The 15,866-nt window shown below is 47.3% G+C and carries 15 protein-coding genes; 8 read left to right on the plus strand and 7 right to left on the minus strand.

The window, feature by feature from the left end:
• The first annotated feature begins 18 nt into the window (after positions 1-18).
• Both GUA87_RS09680 and GUA87_RS09685 read left to right on the plus strand, forming a co-directional pair.
• Complete coding sequence (locus GUA87_RS09680; protein ID WP_193716352.1) at positions 19-819, plus strand: crotonase/enoyl-CoA hydratase family protein; 801 nt, start codon at positions 19-21, stop codon at positions 817-819.
• Between the two features lie 157 nt (positions 820-976).
• A complete protein-coding gene (locus tag GUA87_RS09685) occupies positions 977-3,370 on the plus strand; it encodes a DUF2235 domain-containing protein (RefSeq protein WP_193716353.1) in 2,394 nt (797 codons plus the stop codon).
• A 3-nt stretch (positions 3,371-3,373) separates the two neighbouring features.
• On the opposite strand, the gene GUA87_RS09690 is transcribed toward GUA87_RS09685, so the two are convergent.
• Complete coding sequence (locus GUA87_RS09690; RefSeq protein WP_193716354.1) at positions 3,374-4,558, minus strand: serine hydrolase domain-containing protein; 1,185 nt, start codon at positions 4,556-4,558, stop codon at positions 3,374-3,376.
• An 82-nt stretch (positions 4,559-4,640) separates the two neighbouring features.
• Between GUA87_RS09690 and GUA87_RS09695 the strand changes: the two genes are divergently transcribed.
• Positions 4,641-5,618, plus strand: a complete 978-nt coding sequence (locus tag GUA87_RS09695; RefSeq protein ID WP_193716355.1) for an alpha/beta hydrolase — start codon at positions 4,641-4,643, stop codon at positions 5,616-5,618.
• Here GUA87_RS09695 and GUA87_RS09700 read toward each other — a convergent pair.
• Positions 5,602-6,288 carry an HAD family hydrolase gene (locus GUA87_RS09700; protein WP_193716356.1) on the minus strand — a complete coding sequence of 229 codons (687 nt, stop codon included), beginning with the start codon at positions 6,286-6,288 and terminating at the stop codon, positions 5,602-5,604. The genes GUA87_RS09695 and GUA87_RS09700 overlap by 17 nt on opposite strands.
• Positions 6,289-6,398: 110 nt before the next feature.
• On the opposite strand from GUA87_RS09700, the gene glmU reads away from it, so the two are divergent.
• Entirely contained in the window at positions 6,399-7,736 is a 1,338-nt protein-coding gene (gene glmU / locus GUA87_RS09705) for a bifunctional UDP-N-acetylglucosamine diphosphorylase/glucosamine-1-phosphate N-acetyltransferase GlmU (protein ID WP_193716357.1), read from the plus strand.
• Between the two features lie 44 nt (positions 7,737-7,780).
• Positions 7,781-9,604 (plus strand): glutamine--fructose-6-phosphate transaminase (isomerizing), encoded by a 1,824-nt coding sequence (gene glmS, locus GUA87_RS09710; protein ID WP_193716358.1) that lies wholly within the window; start codon positions 7,781-7,783, stop codon positions 9,602-9,604.
• A 311-nt stretch (positions 9,605-9,915) separates the two neighbouring features.
• Here the strand turns inward: glmS and GUA87_RS09715 are convergent, their stop codons facing one another.
• Positions 9,916-10,779: a LysR substrate-binding domain-containing protein gene (locus GUA87_RS09715; RefSeq protein WP_193716359.1), complete on the minus strand. Its 864-nt coding sequence runs from the start codon at positions 10,777-10,779 to the stop codon at positions 9,916-9,918.
• Between the two features lie 112 nt (positions 10,780-10,891).
• Between GUA87_RS09715 and GUA87_RS09720 the strand changes: the two genes are divergently transcribed.
• Positions 10,892-11,515, plus strand: coding sequence for a LysE family translocator (locus tag GUA87_RS09720; RefSeq protein ID WP_193716360.1), 624 nt, complete (start codon positions 10,892-10,894; stop codon positions 11,513-11,515).
• 18 nt (positions 11,516-11,533) lie between these two features.
• Positions 11,534-11,899: a cupin domain-containing protein gene (locus GUA87_RS09725; RefSeq protein ID WP_193716361.1), complete on the plus strand. Its 366-nt coding sequence runs from the start codon at positions 11,534-11,536 to the stop codon at positions 11,897-11,899.
• 165 nt (positions 11,900-12,064) lie between these two features.
• Here the strand turns inward: GUA87_RS09725 and GUA87_RS09730 are convergent, their stop codons facing one another.
• Together GUA87_RS09730 and GUA87_RS09735 are read right to left on the minus strand one after the other, a co-directional pair.
• Positions 12,065-12,658: a DJ-1/PfpI family protein gene (locus tag GUA87_RS09730; RefSeq protein ID WP_193716362.1), complete on the minus strand. Its 594-nt coding sequence runs from the start codon at positions 12,656-12,658 to the stop codon at positions 12,065-12,067.
• A gap of 19 nt (positions 12,659-12,677) precedes the next feature.
• Positions 12,678-13,280 (minus strand): LysE family translocator, encoded by a 603-nt coding sequence (locus tag GUA87_RS09735; protein WP_193716363.1) that lies wholly within the window; start codon positions 13,278-13,280, stop codon positions 12,678-12,680.
• A gap of 111 nt (positions 13,281-13,391) precedes the next feature.
• Here GUA87_RS09735 and GUA87_RS09740 point away from each other — a divergent pair, with 111 nt between their 5' ends.
• Positions 13,392-14,321 (plus strand): AraC family transcriptional regulator, encoded by a 930-nt coding sequence (locus tag GUA87_RS09740; RefSeq protein ID WP_193716364.1) that lies wholly within the window; start codon positions 13,392-13,394, stop codon positions 14,319-14,321.
• Positions 14,322-14,351: 30 nt separating this feature from the next.
• On the opposite strand, the gene GUA87_RS09745 is transcribed toward GUA87_RS09740, so the two are convergent.
• Together GUA87_RS09745 and GUA87_RS09750 are read right to left on the minus strand one after the other, a co-directional pair.
• Positions 14,352-14,849, minus strand: a complete 498-nt coding sequence (locus tag GUA87_RS09745; RefSeq protein WP_227711823.1) for a PAS domain-containing protein — start codon at positions 14,847-14,849, stop codon at positions 14,352-14,354.
• A 47-nt stretch (positions 14,850-14,896) separates the two neighbouring features.
• The gene (locus tag GUA87_RS09750) at positions 14,897-15,832 is read right to left on the minus strand and encodes a cation diffusion facilitator family transporter (protein WP_193716366.1); all 936 of its coding nucleotides are present in this window, start codon (positions 15,830-15,832) and stop codon (positions 14,897-14,899) included.
• Between the last annotated feature and the right edge of the window lie 34 nt (positions 15,833-15,866).

Here is a 15,866-nt window from a genome sequence, read left to right on the forward strand (position 1 = left end):
CCATTAGAGTTGGCGATTATGACTGAACCTTTACTATACGAACAGAATGAGGGGGTTGTAACCCTCACAATCAATCGGCCTGAGGAGCGCAATGCCCTTTCCGATGATCTCATCTTTAACGCATTCATGGATGCAGCCAACCGCATTAATACAGATCACTCTGTACGCTGTGTGATCCTGACCGGGGCGGGACGCGCGTTCTCAGCCGGCGGAAATGTAAAACATATGCGGGACCGCGAAGGCATGTTTGGCGGTAGCCCATACAATATCCGTGACAGCTATCGCCACGGTATTCAGAAAATCCCGCTGACTTTCTACAATCTGGAAGTTCCTACCATCGCAGCTGTAAACGGTCCTGCAGTTGGTGCGGGCTGTGATTTGGCTTGTATGTGCGATATCCGTATTGCAGGTGCCTCAGCCAAATTCGCAGAGAGCTTTGTGAAACTGGGTATTATCCCGGGTGACGGTGGTGCGTGGTTCCTGCCACGGACAATCGGTAAAAGCCGGGCGGCTGAAATGACCTTCACAGGTGATATGGTTGACGCGGAAACTGCGCTTGAGTGGGGGCTTGTCTCCAAGCTGGTTGCGGATGAAGATCTGATGACCGCAGCCAATGATTTGGCATCTCGCATTGCGAAGAACCCGCCTCATGCCCTTCGTCTTGCCAAGAAGCTGATGCGTGAAGGCGAGCATATGCGTCTCGATAGCCTGCTTGAAATGTCTGCAGGTTTTCAGGCGCTTAGCCATCATACTGAAGACCATATGGAAGCTATCAATGCGTTCTTTGAAAAACGCGATGGTGACTATAAAGGCAAATAATCTGATATCTGGGATGAGCTGGCCGCTCATCCCTTTTCTTGAAATAATTGTAATATTCGGCTATAATTGACCTCATACCTTGGGGCAAATTTTCTCGTATTTCTAGTCTGTAAACCCGTAGTCACGCCCTAAATCCATATAACTGAGGGGGAAAGACGTGTCAGAAGATACGGGCCGCAATATTATCCTGCTTTCAGACGGAACCTGCAACAGCTCCATTGCACGTGACAAAAGCAATGTCTGGCGACTTTATCAGGCGTTGGATCAAAGCCCTGATGAAGAGGGCAGACAAACTCAACTTGTGTTTTATGACGATGGTGTCGGGACATCGGGATTTCGTCCTTTGATGTTACTTGGTGCTGTGTTCGGTTGGGGATTGTCACGGAACGTCAGGGACTTGTATGCGGATCTGTGCCGCCATTATCAACCCGGTGACAGGATTTATATTCTGGGGTTCAGCCGCGGGGCCTATACCGCCAGAGTTCTCGCGGATTTTATTGCCACATGCGGCGTGGTGGATGTTCATAACTCTGTGACCACATGGCCAAAAGACCCTGACAATGTGGGGGAGCATGCGATACCAGCGGGGAGTGAGAGCGGGTTTCGAAGGCTCGTTCGACACGCCTATAAAAGTTATAGGCAACTATACTGGAAAAAGGCGAACGCAAAACTGCCAAATGTGGTGTCAGCTGTTGGCAGGTGGGTGCGAGACAACGTCTTCCGCGCCAAGGTTTTGCCGCACACAGAATTTAGGAAACGCTTTTCACACCAATGGAAAGAAGATGAGCAACCTATTGAATTTATAGGGGTTTGGGATACGGTTGATGCGCTTGGCCTGCCTGTGGATGAGCTGTCAGACATGCTAGACAAGTATATTTATCCTTATAAATTTTCCAATCATCGCCTGGGATCAAAAGTAAAATTTGCGGCACAGGCGATGGCAATTGACGATTGCCGGCATACGTTTCATCCCCTTCTTTGGGACCAACGCCGCCCCAGAGATAAAGAACGCATTCAGCAGGTCTGGTTCACCGGAATGCACAGCGATGTAGGTGGTGGATACCCTGTTAACAGTCTCGCCTATATTCCACTTTGCTGGATGATGGATCACATGATGGGGGCGAGGTTTAACCTCAGTCCCGTCAGATTTAATAAAGGGGTTGTAGATCAATACAGGTCCTTAGCCGATCCGTTGGGGCGCATACATAATTCAAGGCGCGGTGGGGCTGTTCTTTACCGGTATTTGCCGAGGAACATTCATACCTTGTCGCATGAGGAAGACTGGGCGAGATCTGTCAGGGTGGAGCCAATGGTTCTGCATCACAGTGTTCTGCAGCGAATTGCAGAGCAGGAAAGCGGATATGCTCCTGTGAACATTCCTGATGACTTCAGTATTTGTGATGATAAATGTCAGGTGGTCGCAAGTAGCGCATACCCCAGATATAAGGAAACCGCGAAGCAGAAAAAAACACGGGCTGAGAATTTAAGTGCCGCAGAGGATGTGATTGCCCTCGGTCGCCGGGCCTACTTTATGATGCTGCTCATTTTTCTTTTCGTACTCATTTTCCCCTTTGTGTTTCCAGGAATACCGGGATGGATTGCCCCGGCAAAAGAAGGGGGTATTTTTGCGCTGCTTATGAAAGCAGGGCGTTTCGGTTTGAGTTTTGCCGAAGGAATTTTGCCGCAATTCTGGCTCAGTTCATACTATCAACATATCTGCCAACTCGTTGCCAGCGCAGGTATTTTTCTAATTTTTTATGTGGTTGGCATAAGATTGCAAAGGATTATCGCCCGTTTTGGATATGAAGGTTGGGTGCATATCAAAGATGCAGGTGCAAACACAAATTCCCGACCTAAAAATCCCCTTTTGAAAGCCACGAACTATTTGCGTACCGAAGGCTGGTCGCGGCGTGCGAAGTTTGTTGCATGGTATAAAGTTGCACCATTTGTTGCTGCGGTTTTGTTGGTTTTTACCTTTGTTGTTGTGGCATTTCAGACAAGCTTGGTTCCGGGAGGGGAAAAGGCTGATTTATGTCTGAATGTCCATAAGGACGACATGAAGGAACTGTCGATTTTTGAAGACATAACGGTGGAAGTTGACCTTAAAGATCCGTGCACCCCAAGTCTGGTTCATATCGAGGAGGGAAAACGCTATCAAATAAGCCTGTCAGAGTTCACCACAGGCAAAAAAGGTGATGTCCATGAAGGATGCCAGACAGATGAGATCTTTCCGTTTTGCGATGCATCCTATCCTGCAAATCATAAAGGTTTGAAAGATAAACTGGCAGGATTGCACCCTGCCTATCTGGCAGGACTCACACTTAAGAGGGATGTGTTTAGGCCCTGGTTTTCTTTAATGGCGCAGGTTGGGCGGCGCAAATTCTCCCGCTTTGTTTTAAACGAAGAAGAATTTGTTTTTGAGGCGATCGCGTCCGGCCCCATGTATTTCTATGTTAATGACGCAGTTGCTTACTTTTCAGATCAGCCAGATCATTTTTACAAGCAAAACAATCTTGGTAGCCTGAAAGTGACGGTAAAACGGATGGAATAGGGGTTATCTTACCCATTTCTTGAAGATTTTAAAAATCTCCAGTCCGGATCCCTCTGTCCGCTCGTAGCTGAACTTGATCAGGATTTTACCGCTTTCGGGATCGATCGCCATCATCTGCCCCGCATAACCTAGTGCCCAGAAGCCGGGCGCAATCTTGTTATCTGTCCACCACTGATACCCATATCCTTTATAGGACGAGCGGTATTTTATTGGGATCTGGGTCGTAGTGGCCTCAGTGAGATATTTGCCAAAGCAGTCATCCTTTGAGCGCTGCTCATATGTCCAGTTGGCGATCCGCCCCCAATCTCTAAGTGTTGCCTGAAAGCCCGAACTAGCAATTGTAGTTCCGTCTTTATCCGTCTCCCAATGGGCGATTGCCTCTGCTCCAATTTCTGACCATATCTGTTCTTCGAAATAGGCAGCAAGTGGTTTGCCTGTAGAGCGCTCGACGATTTTGGAGAGAGAAAGGCTATCACCTGATTTGTAAGAGAATTTTTCACCGGGGGCTGAGACATTCTTATCCAGAACCGCCTCCCACATATCCCCCCACAATATACTGGAAATCGTCTCCTGACCTAACCGGAGAGGCCAGCTGGCACCCGTAAAGGGCCTCGCATACCAAGGGCTCCAACCGATGCCATGTTTAAAACCGGGCTGTCCGGCTTTGTGGGGTTTGTATGCGCCTGAACTCATCATGAGAAGTTGGCGAACGGAGGACCTGCCGTAGTTGCTTTGTCCAAATTCCGGGACAATCTGCGCGGCTTTCATATCAAGGGATTTGATGGCCCCGTTACAATAAGCCTTGCCAACAGTCATGCTGTTAAGGCTTTTCCCCATACTCATACTGAAAAATTCTGCTTTTTCGTTACCGGCGGATTGATATTTCTCAAGGAGGATTTTACCGTCTTGCATAAGAAGAAATCCGGTTGTAGCAGGATGATCATCCATGTATTTCTCAACCGCTTCTTTGATGGAGGAAGGCAAAATGTCAGGCGCTTTTTCCAGCACTTGTTTGGATGTAGCAGCTTTCAATTCATGAGGCGTGGTCTTGCCCACCTCAATATAACCACCCGTGTTATATCCGGGATCTATCTTGTTGGCGAAAGCATCGGTGCTCATGGTGAGGGGAAACACAAACCCGGCAAGCACTGCTGAGACAGCAATTTTGTTATATTCAAGCTTTTTCATTTCCGCTTCGCCTTCATAATCTGATAACTGGTATTATATTAACATCTAATCACGTTAATTTAACGGATATAATCGGCAATACATGCGCGCATATTTAAGATTTCTTGTTGTTTTCTCTTTGTTGTTTGTCGTCGGCTGTACTCCGATGGTTCAAAAAGCTGGGACCAACCCTGGTGATCCGGTGCTTGAGAACGGGCATTTCCTCGCTGAAGATGGCTACAAACTACCTGTCAAAAGCTGGCAGGCACATGATCAGGAAAAAGCCGTTATCATTGCGCTTCATGGCCTTAACGATTACAGCAACGCCTTTGCCTTTCCGGGAAGCTGGTGGATGCAACAGGGCATAACCACCTATGCCTATGATCAGCGTGGCTTTGGCGATACCGAACAATTTGGTGTTTGGCCGGGGGAAGATCGGATGATCGACGATCTGATCATCTTTATCAGACTGGTAAAACGGGCGCACCCAAATCGTCCTCTGTATTTGGTAGGCGAAAGCCTTGGTGGGGCTGTGGTAATGTCCGCCGCCATCGAAGAAGATTTTCCAGATGTGGATGGCATTATTTTATCTGCACCCGGTGTTTGGGGGTGGCAGTCCCTGAATTTCTTCTATCGCGGGGTCCTTTGGTTTGGGGCGCGTCTTTTCCCGGAGCAGCAACTATCGGGCAGAGGACTTGGCCGGCAGGCGTCGGACAATATTTCCATGCTTCGAAATCTGGGGCGTGACCCCTTATTCATTAAGGAAACCCGCGTGAGTGTTGTATATGGGGCCGTGAACCTGATGGACAGGGCATACGAAAGTGCAGGTAAACAGACACCGCCGTTGCTTCTGCTGTATGGCGCAAAAGATGAAATTATTCCAAAGCATCCTGTCGAAGATGTCGCACGGCATTTGCCATCTAAAACAGACAAGGTTTTGTATCCAGACGGTTGGCACCTCCTGATGAGGGATCTTCAGGCACCTGTCGTCTGGCGGGATATTCATGACTGGATGATGAAACGGGAAATCCCTTCCGGCCATAAAGTAGAACAATTACCACTGTTTAAAGACGCGGGATAAGGCCTTCAATCGCTTCGATCAACTCATCAAAGTGATCAATGGTGACATGTGCCCCTAGTTCACTGGCAGGCTTATCCGAATATCCAAAGGAAACAGCGATGCTTCCAACACCTGCCGCGTTAGCAGCGTCAATGTCATTATGGGTATCCCCGACCATAATTGCCCCTTCATAGCCTTTTGACATCATGGCAATGGTTTCAGAAATATGGCGTGGGTCCGGTTTTCTGAAATCAAAGCTGTCGCCCCCTGTGATTACAGGGAAGTATTTGGCAAGCCCATAATCTTCAATGATCGTTTTGGCAAAGCCATAAGGTTTGTTGGTGCAGACCGCCATCAAATAGCCGGAATTATGCAGTTTATCCAAAACTTCCATCATAGAAGGATAGGGGTAGCTATGATCTGACAAATGATCGGCATAAAAGTCAAAAAACAAGGTTACCAGATTTTCAAACGTCTCGTCATCGGGCATACCACCGGTTGCCTTCATGCCGCGCTCTAACAGAACCCGTGCGCCCTGGCCCACCATATGCTGCACACTCTCCAAAGACACGGTGTCCCTTTTCGCATGTTTTAGGCAGTGGTTTAACGTTTTGTGCAGGTCTGGTGCGGTATCAAGAAGCGTTCCGTCCAGATCGAACAGAAGGGCGGGTAGCTTGGGCGTATCTGACATAATGTAAAATCTCGTAACACTGTTTGAATTGGCTGACAGTAGTCTTTATGACATTGTCCCATCAACAAATTTATCTGACTTGAGAAGAAGTTAAGTCAACGGACAGAAATATGGCAACGATAGCAACCGTTATTCTTGGCGCGGGAATGGGAACGCGCATGAAATCTTCCAAGCCGAAGGTGATGCATGAAATCGCCGGACGCCCCATGGTATCCCATCTTCTGGGAACCGTGCGGGACATGCAGGCAGAGAAAAATATCGTTGTGGTTGCGCCTGGGATGCAGGATGTGCGCGATGAAGTTGCTCCCGCTGAAATCGCCATTCAGGAAGAAGCGCGGGGAACCGGTCACGCCGTTGCCGCCGCTCTCCCAAATCTTGAAGGTTTCGAAGGGGATGTGTTGGTCCTTTACGGTGACACCCCGCTGATCACCCGCGAGACACTGGATAAAATGATCGCCAAACGGCGCGAGAATGGTAAAAACGCAGTTGTTGTCCTCGGGTTCGAACCAGATGATCCCGCTGAATATGGTCGTCTTGTTACCGCGGCAGACGGGTCGCTGGACGCGATCGTAGAATTTGCTGAGGCCTCAGACGACATCAAGGCAATTGGTTTATGTAATTCCGGTGTGATGGCGATCGATGGTGAACATATTGCCGATCTTATTAATGCCGTGGATAACAAAAATGCCAAGGGTGAATATTACCTGACCGACATCGTTGAAATTGCCCGAACTAAAGGCCTGCTGGCTCAGGTGGTGACCGGATCAGAAGAAGAACTTCTGGGTATCAACAACCGGATGCAGCTTGCGGATGCGGAGAAAATCGCTCAAACGCGCTGGCGCGAAGATGCCATGCGGGAAGGGGCGACGCTCATTGATCCGGACAGTGTCTTTTTCAGCCATGATACGAAACTCGGCCGGGATGTGGTGGTTGAACCCAATGTATTCTTTGGTCTCGGTGTAACGGTTGGGGACAATGTGCGTATCAAGGCAAATTCCCATTTGGAAGGCACCACCATCGGTGAGAATACACAAGTCGGACCGTTCGCAAGGCTTCGCCCGGGCGCGGATCTTGGGGCTGACGTGAAGGTTGGCAACTTTGTCGAAGTGAAAAAAGCGTCATTGGAAGACGGCGCAAAAGTGAGTCACCTTTCCTATATCGGTGATGCACGCGTTGGCAAAAATGCCAATATCGGTGCAGGCACCATTACCTGTAACTATGACGGTTACGATAAATTCAAAACGGACATTGGCGAAGGGGCGTTCGTTGGCTCCAACACTTCATTGGTGGCACCTGTAACCATCGGGGACGGCGCGATTGTTGGTGCAGGTAGCACGGTAACTCGCAATGTGGACAGTGACGCCCTGATGGTGGAGCGTGCCGATGAAGTACAGAAACAGGGATGGGCGGCACGGTTTAGAAAACTGAAAGCCCGGATCAAGAAATAAATTTAAGTTATAAATATAACGCATTGATATAAGGCAAGAAATCTATGTGCGGAATTGTTGGCGTTCTTGGAAAAAATGATGTTGTTCCGTCTTTGGTGGACGGGTTGCAGCGGCTTGAATATCGCGGATATGATAGTGCAGGCATTGCAACCCTCACCGATAAGGGGCTCGATCGTCGCCGTGCGGAAGGTAAGCTCAAGAACCTGAAAAGCGTTCTGGAGCAAACACCGCTTTCCGGTCTTGCCGGTATCGGCCACACCCGCTGGGCAACCCATGGTGTGCCTAACGAAACAAACGCCCACCCGCACAAAACACCGCGTCTTGCATTGGTGCATAACGGCATTATCGAAAACTATCAGGAAATCAGTGAAGAACTGGCGGATCGTGGTTATGTGTTTGAATCTGAAACTGACACGGAAATTGCCGCGTGGCTGATCACCAGTCATCTGGAAGATGGTAAAACACCCGAAGAAGCCATGGCGGCATCCTTGGGCCGTTTTCAGGGGGCGTTTTCATTGGCGGTTATTTTCGAAGGGTTTGACGATCTGATGATCGGTGCCCGCCGCGGCGCGCCGCTTGCCGTTGGTTGGGGCGACGGGGAAATGTTCTTAGGATCTGACGCCTTGGCGCTTGCGCCGCTCACCAACAGAATTTCCTATTTGGAAGAAGATGATTGGGTTGTCCTCACTCGTGAAGGGGCAACTTTTTATGACAAATCCGGCGCAGAAGTCGCGCGTGAAGTTAAGCAGACACAGCTTACAGGCGCTTTGATCGGTAAGGGCAACCACCGTCACTTCATGATGAAAGAGATTATGGAGCAGCCAGCGGTAATCGGGGAGACGCTCAATAGCTTCTTTAACCCCAAGACACGAACCATTACATTGCCGGACCTGCCATTTGATTGGAATACGCTGCCCAAGGTGACCATTGTGGCCTGCGGGACGTCCTATTACGCCGGGATGGTGGCAAAATACTGGTTTGAAAAACTGGCGGCCCTACCTGTTGAAATTGATATCGCGTCAGAATTCCGTTATCGCTCCATGCCATTGCCAAAAGGCGGCTTGGCGCTCTTTATCTCTCAATCGGGGGAGACGGCGGATACCTTGGCCGCGCTTCGCTATGCACGGGAAGAGGGGCAGCATATCGCTTCCATCGTGAATGTGGAGGAAAGCTCCATGGGGCGCGAGTCTGATTTCGTCTTCCATACCCAAGCGGGACCTGAAATTGGGGTGGCCTCCACAAAGGCCTTTACCTGTCAGTTGGTGACACTGGCCTGCCTTGCCATTGATGCCGGTAAAAAACGCGGTGTGTTGTCAGAAGACGAAGAAGCTGCGCTTAGCCGTGCGCTTAGTGAAGTGCCAGCACGTGCCGCTGAAATCCTCGCCCATGATGAAGCCATTCAGGAGCTTGCCAAGAAAATCTTTGAAGCCCGCGATATCCTCTATATCGGTCGTGGTCCCGGATACCCAATTGCACTGGAAGGCGCGCTGAAACTGAAAGAACTTTCCTACATCCACGCGGAAGGTTACGCGGCAGGGGAGCTGAAACACGGCCCCATCGCCCTGATTGACGAGCAAGTACCCGTCATCGTCGTGGCCCCTACGGACCATTTCTTCGAAAAAACGGCCTCCAACATGCAGGAGGTTATGGCTCGTAATGCGCAAGTGATCTTTATGTCTGACGCGGAAGGGATGAAGAAACTCGGTGATAAAGCCATTGGCTCCATCGAAATCCCAACCGTGGATCCGTTCGTTTCTCCTATTCTCTACACCATCCCGGTACAAATCCTCGCCTACCACGTCGCCGTCCTAAAAGGCACAGACGTGGATCAGCCAAGGAACTTGGCGAAGTCTGTGACGGTGGAATGAATTGTACGATTTTAAAAAAAGTTCTTAGGTAATAATGTCGAGATCATCATCTCTGGATGTCGACACCTTTATTTTCGCGGAAATTTCATGTTCCATGTATGTCGATAGATATTAAGCATTTATGCGGCCAACGATCCGTGAAAGCCGATGTTTTTGTTTCCGTTTATTGAGGGTGCTTAAATACTCAATACCAATCGTTAAATCTTGCACCTTCAACAACCATCCCTCTTTGTTGTTCGGGTGGTTAAACGTATTGAATCTTGATCCAAGCTGCTCAAAAGAGTTTCATGGTCGAGCGTTAGGTCTTCCGCTTACACTGTCGCAAATGCGTTTTTCATCCAGTTGACGAAAGCATGGGCTTTATCATTGGAAGCAGGATTTTTTAGGGACAAGGCGACATAACTTACTGGTGTCTCTTTGAAGCCAAAGGGTGCTATCAATAGATTGTTTCTCAAATCATCTTCAACAAGCACCTTTGGACCAATCGCTACCCCCATCCCTGCAACAGCTGCTTGTAAACTGAAATAAAAATGATCGAAAAATTTTTCAGTTTTGCATTGAATATCTTGATCAGATAACTGCTTCCAGTCATACCATGCTTCGTTGCGTGACCTCGTATGCAAAAGGGTCCAGTTCAAATCTGAGTGTTTTCTCAGATATGCGGGGCTACATACTGGACCAATCGCTTCTTTACCTAAGTCAGTTACCCAATAGTCCGCTGCCCATTTAAAGTCGGATCGACGGACAGCAATGTCAATACTGCTCTCAGCGAGGTCAATAGGCCCGCCTGCGGTTGAGAGATGAATATCTAATCCTGTATGCATTGACCGAAATTCCTCAAGGCGCGGCATTAACCAACGCATGGCAAGTGAAGGCTCGCAGGAAATAGCCAATTTGTGATCCGAGGGAGAAGATGTCAGTTCTACACAAGCATCTTCGATCTGTTGCAGAAGTATAGTGATCTGTTCAGCAAACTTTGTGCCTTTGCTTGTAATATACAAGCGGCGATTACGACGCTCGAAAAGCATAATGCCAAAATAGTCTTCAAGTTGTTTTACTGCGCGGCTAACGGCTCCGTGTGTTTGATTCAGTTCATTTGCTGCTTTTGTAAAACTTTGATGTTTTGCTGCAATGCAAAAACTTTGAAGTGAAGACAGTGAAGGTAATGGTTTCATTTCTGTGAATAATGCTCACAATAAATCGTACAAATAATAAATTTTATCTCCTAAATATAGGTGTTTTAATAGAGATAGTGAAGGTAAATTATGAGTAATAGGAACATAAGAGATGGATGCTCAAGTCATATCCATTCTATTAATCACATGTCTTGCAGTCATTAGCCCAGGCCCCGACTTCGCAATGACGCTGAGAAATAGTGTTCGTTATGGGCGAACATCCGGTTTGCTGACAGCACTTGGTATCGCGTGCGGTATTTCAGTTCATGTCACGTACATAGTATTCGGACTTGCGTACATTCTCTTTGAAAATACATGGCTTTTGGAAATCATGAAAGTGATAGGGGCATGTTACCTTGCGTGGATCGGTATTTTATCGTTTTTCCCAAATAGACGAGACGGAACGGATGTTGCCAAAGGTGATCACAGTAGGTTTTTCAGCAAAATAGCAGCAATTAGAAATGGCTTCCTGAGTAATGCTTTAAATCCAAAAACGGCATTGTTTTTTATAGCGCTTTTCACACAGATAGTCTCACCAACGACATCATTGTCTGCTCAACTTTCTTTAGGACTCTTTATCGCATTGGCGCATTTATTATGGTTTGCTTTCGTAGCAATACTATTAACACAGAACCGTCTCGAAACAATTATTCGTAAAAGCAAACGGACAATTGAGAAAGTCACAGGAGCCTGCCTTTTAGGCCTTGGTTTAAAACTTCTTTTTCTATCGAATTAATAAGCAGGAGTAAGCACTATGGACAGCAATGTTATCAACCTGAAAGACAAACTGACCAAATTTTCAGAACACTGGTCGCCACGTGTAATTGCTGAAATGAATAATTACCAATTCAAGTTGGCAAAGTTCAAAGATGAGTTTGTATGGCATGATCATAAAGATACGGATGAAGTATTTTTGGTTATTCACGGCTCTATGTTTATTGAATTTACAGACAAAACCGTCGAACTGAACGAAGGTGAAATGTTCGTCGTTCCTAAAGGGGTTAAGCACAAACCGTTTGCAAAAGAGGAATGCCATGTCCTTCTTGTTGAGCCACGGGGTGTAGTAAATACAGGAGAGAATACAGGCGGTTTGACCGCACTAAATGATGTGTGGGTATAATTCGATACTCAATAAGTACTTCTATGGAATATGTTAAAAGTCCGGTATTCTTTGCGGGCTCAGTCAGTGTGATAATGTGTTACAATCAGAAAGAAGTCAGATTAAAAAAAACTAAGAAGATTCAATCATGGCTGCATTAGAGCCGTGTCTATCGGTGGACCAGTTTTATAGGTAGTCAGCCAACGCACCCTTTGTCATCTCTACATACATCTCTTTCTGCCCAACGGGGGCAACATAGTGGATGATGTCGGCGGCGGTTTGCCAGTTGGTGGCTTTGGTGATCATCCAAGCGGCGAGGTAGTAGGAGGAGAGGCAGCCACCAGTAGACGCGATGTTACCTTCGGCATAGAGAGGTTGATCCGCTACCTCCATGCCGACCTCCAGTAATTTGGGGGCTGTGAGGGTGTCGGTGGAGATTGTGTTTTCAAGCAATCCAAGCCGCTGCAGAAAAAGGGCACCCGAGCATTGAGAGCCGATGAGTTGTTTAGTTGGGTCCAGCGATAGACGTTTTAGGAAAGAAGCGTCATTGGCGTATTCCAACGTTTTCATGCCGCTTCCGAACAACACAATGTCTGCCGTGTTGGCATATTCGATGGGTTGTTGCGCCTCTATGCGAACCCCGTTCATGGATGTGACCTGATCTGTGGGGCAGCAGATCTGCACTTCCCAATCGGGCAGATTTACCCGGTTCAAAATCGCAGAGGCAATGAAGCTGTCCAGTTCATTAAAAGCGTCAAGCGTTATGATTGCGATTTTCATAGGGTTAATCCATTTTCTTTTAATTAATTATCATGGGGATCATGCTGAACACCAAGAGGATTGCCATAGAAATATTGAAAACTGCAATACGGTTTCCCTTTTCGAGGATCCTTCGGAGTGCCGCGCCGGAGATTGCCCAAGTGCTGATTGACGGGATATTTATAATTGCGAATATCCCGATAAGTAGCAACAGATTTAGTAAATAATTTTCCTGGGTGGTATAGGTGACAGTAACAATCAATGCGACTGTCCAAGCTTTTGGGTTAAGGAGTTGAAATAACGCCGCTTGAATAAAGGAGATAGGTTTTGAAATATTTTCACTGTCATTGCTGCCCAAGGAGCGGCTTTTGGCAATCTTAAAAGCAAGCCAAAATACGTATATCCCACACAATAGACGCAAAAAAATATAGACCGCTGGAAATTGTTCTAGAATTCCGCCCAATCCCAGGCCGACACCCAGTACCATTGATAGAAAACCCACCGATATACCCAAAATAAGAGGTAGGGATCTCAATAATCCAAAATTAGCTCCAGAGGCTAGTAAGAGGAAATTGCCTGGCCCTGGAGAAATGGACATAACAAATGCAAACCCCGCAAGGGCGATAATGGTTTCAGTGCTCATCGTGTTTCTCAACTTTGCTTCATGATTTCCCCTTAGCTTGCAAAAAATGAGGTAACCAGATAATTTTCAATCCGCCATATTTTTTATTCAATCGTCTAAGAATTTAGTGTCATGGATACAAATGATCTTCTGTCGGAAGTGTTTTCGATGCTTCGTATCTCCAGTGAGGTTTATTTTCGAACCAGTATGGCAGGTGAATATGCGGTAGAGGTGCCTCAGGAAAATCGACGTGTAAGATTTCACATCGTCCTTAGGGGGTCATGCTGGCTATGTATCCCGGGAGAAGAGCCTATTCAGTTAAGTGAGGGGGATGTTGCGCTGGTTCCGAACGGAGCAAGTCAATCCATTAAAGCAACTCCCGAGTTGCAGCCGTCTAATTTGTCCGACCTGATTAATAAAGGGGCCATTCAGAATAATATTCTAACTGTCGGGGAAGGGGTCGAAACAGTTTCGCTTTTATGTGGGTTTTGTCAATTTGATGAAGCAATTGAGCATCCCGCTATCTATCTTCTCCCCGCATATATACATCTTCGGCAAAAAGACCTCGGAGATTCCCCTTGGCTAAGCACGGCGATGAAACTGTTGTCTCTGGAAGCAAATTTACGCAATCAAGGATCTACAGCTATCATAAGCCGTCTTGTAGAAGTGATTTTTATCCAGACAATTCGGCAGGCTACGCAAAATAACGACCTGCTAAGTAATGGTTTTGCGAGGGCTCTTTCTGACAAATATTTATCAAAAGCATTATCTGTAATCCATACGGAGCCCCAAAATAAATGGCGCGTAGAAGACCTTGCGAAAATTGCAGGGATGTCGAGAGCCAGTTTTGCTAAAAAATTCTCTGACGAGGTCGGTCGAACGCCGATCGAGTATTTAAGAGACTGGCGTCTTCTAAAAGCGAGGAGGCTTCTCCACTCATCAAGTTTATCAATTGATGAAATCGCTGAACAATGCGGATACGAGTCTCTTCCCTCATTTTCGAAATTGTTCAAAAATAGATTTGAAATGGGCCCGAGCACTTACCGTAAAATGACCAGGTGATTTATTATTGTGTGAAAGAGAGAGGAAAGTTCACCGCTTGATCTCGTCCAGGACACCCAGGAAATGGGTAATGTTTCCGTCTTCGTCCATAAGAGGGACATCGAGAGATTCAAAGAGCGAGAAGTCCCTGTCGAAGAATTTGAGGCTGCCGCGGCAGGTGCAGGGACCTTTCAGATCCATAAGCATGATGAGGTAGTCCGCCAGCAGGCGATCTTCCATCACGTCGCTTGTTGGGCTCATTTCCACCATACGATAGGCACGCCCAACAAGACGCCCCACTTCTTCGCCGCATAGACGATAAAGGAAGCGGGTCGGAGAGATAACCTCAATCAAATAGATATTTGGCGCAAGATGAGGGAATTTGATGATGTCAAAATCAGAGCGTGTTGGTGGCGTCGCCCCAAAGGATTTCCACCAAGAGAGCAATTCACTGGTTTTTTCCAGATGAAGTTCATCTACAGAATTAAGAGGCTTTCTCTCTATTGAGTGAAAGTTATCTTCCCTGTCCGATACTAGCTTACTCGACAAATCCACAACACATCCAAATCAAACTACTAGATCTATATGGTCCCGTTTCAGGCATTGCCAACTGTTGCGGCTAAATGATCTGAAACGCTTTGTACTTCGATAAAAATACGCTTCACTTTTGGATGGGCTTCTTTGATGGTTTTTTCAAGATCCGTAATGGACTGCTCTACCATCTCAGCACTGATCCCATCTTTGAAATCCACGCTTACGGTAAGAAGTATATCCTCAGGTCCTAAATGCATCGTTAAGAGTTCATTTAAATTCAGAATATCCGGGTGAGCATTGATAATATTTTCAATGCCTTCGATTGTTTCCGGAATTGCGGTCTCCCCAATTAACAACGCTTTACACTCAATTGAAAGAATAACTGCCACGAGAGCGAGCACGCATCCAATTGCAATGGAGGCAACTCCATCCAGTATTGGCATGTTCAGTTGTTGGGACAGAAAAATACCAACCATAGCGATAACCAGGCCCAGCATTGCAGCGGTGTCCTCAAGCAGAACTGTAAAGATCGTAGGGTCTTTGCTTCGCTTGATGGCCGTCCAAATCGGCGTATCGCCAATGGTTTTTTTGAATTCTTTATAGGCCACCGTCCACGCCCAGCCTTCGAAAACAATTCCAAGACTAAGGATGGAGTAGTTCCATATTGGATCTTTGACCGCTTCTGGGGCGCTGATGGCGTGAAGGCCTTCATAAATGGAAATACCAGCCCCAAGTGCGAAAATGAGAACCGCAACCATAAAGGACCAGAAATAAACCTCCATGCCATATCCAAAAGGGTGTTTCTTATCGGCGGCGCGGCTCGCGCGTTTCAAGCCCAATAGCATCAGCCCTTGATTGCCTGTATCCACCAAAGAGTGAACACCTTCGCTCACCATTGCGCTGGAGCCGGTGACGCTGGCGCCAACAAATTTGGAAACCGCTATCAGGGTATTTCCGATCAGAGCTGCATAGATAACTTTCTTCGACCCGCTTGCCATTTTCTGCCCCTCAAAGTTGCAAAACGTTCGGTAG

The sequence above is a fragment of the Sneathiella sp. P13V-1 genome (assembly GCF_015143595.1).
Classification (GTDB): Bacteria; Pseudomonadota; Alphaproteobacteria; order Sneathiellales; family Sneathiellaceae; genus Sneathiella.

Excerpts from the sequence above, each read along its gene's own strand:
- GUA87_RS09720 (WP_193716360.1), top strand. The coding sequence starts at position 10,892 with ATGGATGCTCAAGTCATATCCATTCTATTAATCACATGTCTTGCAGTC.
- GUA87_RS09735 (WP_193716363.1), bottom strand. The coding sequence starts at position 13,280 with ATGAGCACTGAAACCATTATCGCCCTTGCGGGGTTTGCATTTGTTATG.
- GUA87_RS09725 (WP_193716361.1), top strand. The coding sequence starts at position 11,534 with ATGGACAGCAATGTTATCAACCTGAAAGACAAACTGACCAAATTTTCA.
- GUA87_RS09740 (WP_193716364.1), top strand. The coding sequence starts at position 13,392 with ATGGATACAAATGATCTTCTGTCGGAAGTGTTTTCGATGCTTCGTATC.
- GUA87_RS09700 (WP_193716356.1), bottom strand. The coding sequence starts at position 6,288 with ATGTCAGATACGCCCAAGCTACCCGCCCTTCTGTTCGATCTGGACGGA.
- GUA87_RS09695 (WP_193716355.1), top strand. The coding sequence starts at position 4,641 with ATGCGCGCATATTTAAGATTTCTTGTTGTTTTCTCTTTGTTGTTTGTC.
- GUA87_RS09690 (WP_193716354.1), bottom strand. The coding sequence starts at position 4,558 with ATGAAAAAGCTTGAATATAACAAAATTGCTGTCTCAGCAGTGCTTGCC.
- GUA87_RS09680 (WP_193716352.1), top strand. The coding sequence starts at position 19 with ATGACTGAACCTTTACTATACGAACAGAATGAGGGGGTTGTAACCCTC.
- GUA87_RS09715 (WP_193716359.1), bottom strand. The coding sequence starts at position 10,779 with ATGAAACCATTACCTTCACTGTCTTCACTTCAAAGTTTTTGCATTGCA.
- glmU (WP_193716357.1), top strand. The coding sequence starts at position 6,399 with ATGGCAACGATAGCAACCGTTATTCTTGGCGCGGGAATGGGAACGCGC.
- glmS (WP_193716358.1), top strand. The coding sequence starts at position 7,781 with ATGTGCGGAATTGTTGGCGTTCTTGGAAAAAATGATGTTGTTCCGTCT.
- GUA87_RS09730 (WP_193716362.1), bottom strand. The coding sequence starts at position 12,658 with ATGAAAATCGCAATCATAACGCTTGACGCTTTTAATGAACTGGACAGC.
- GUA87_RS09750 (WP_193716366.1), bottom strand. The coding sequence starts at position 15,832 with ATGGCAAGCGGGTCGAAGAAAGTTATCTATGCAGCTCTGATCGGAAAT.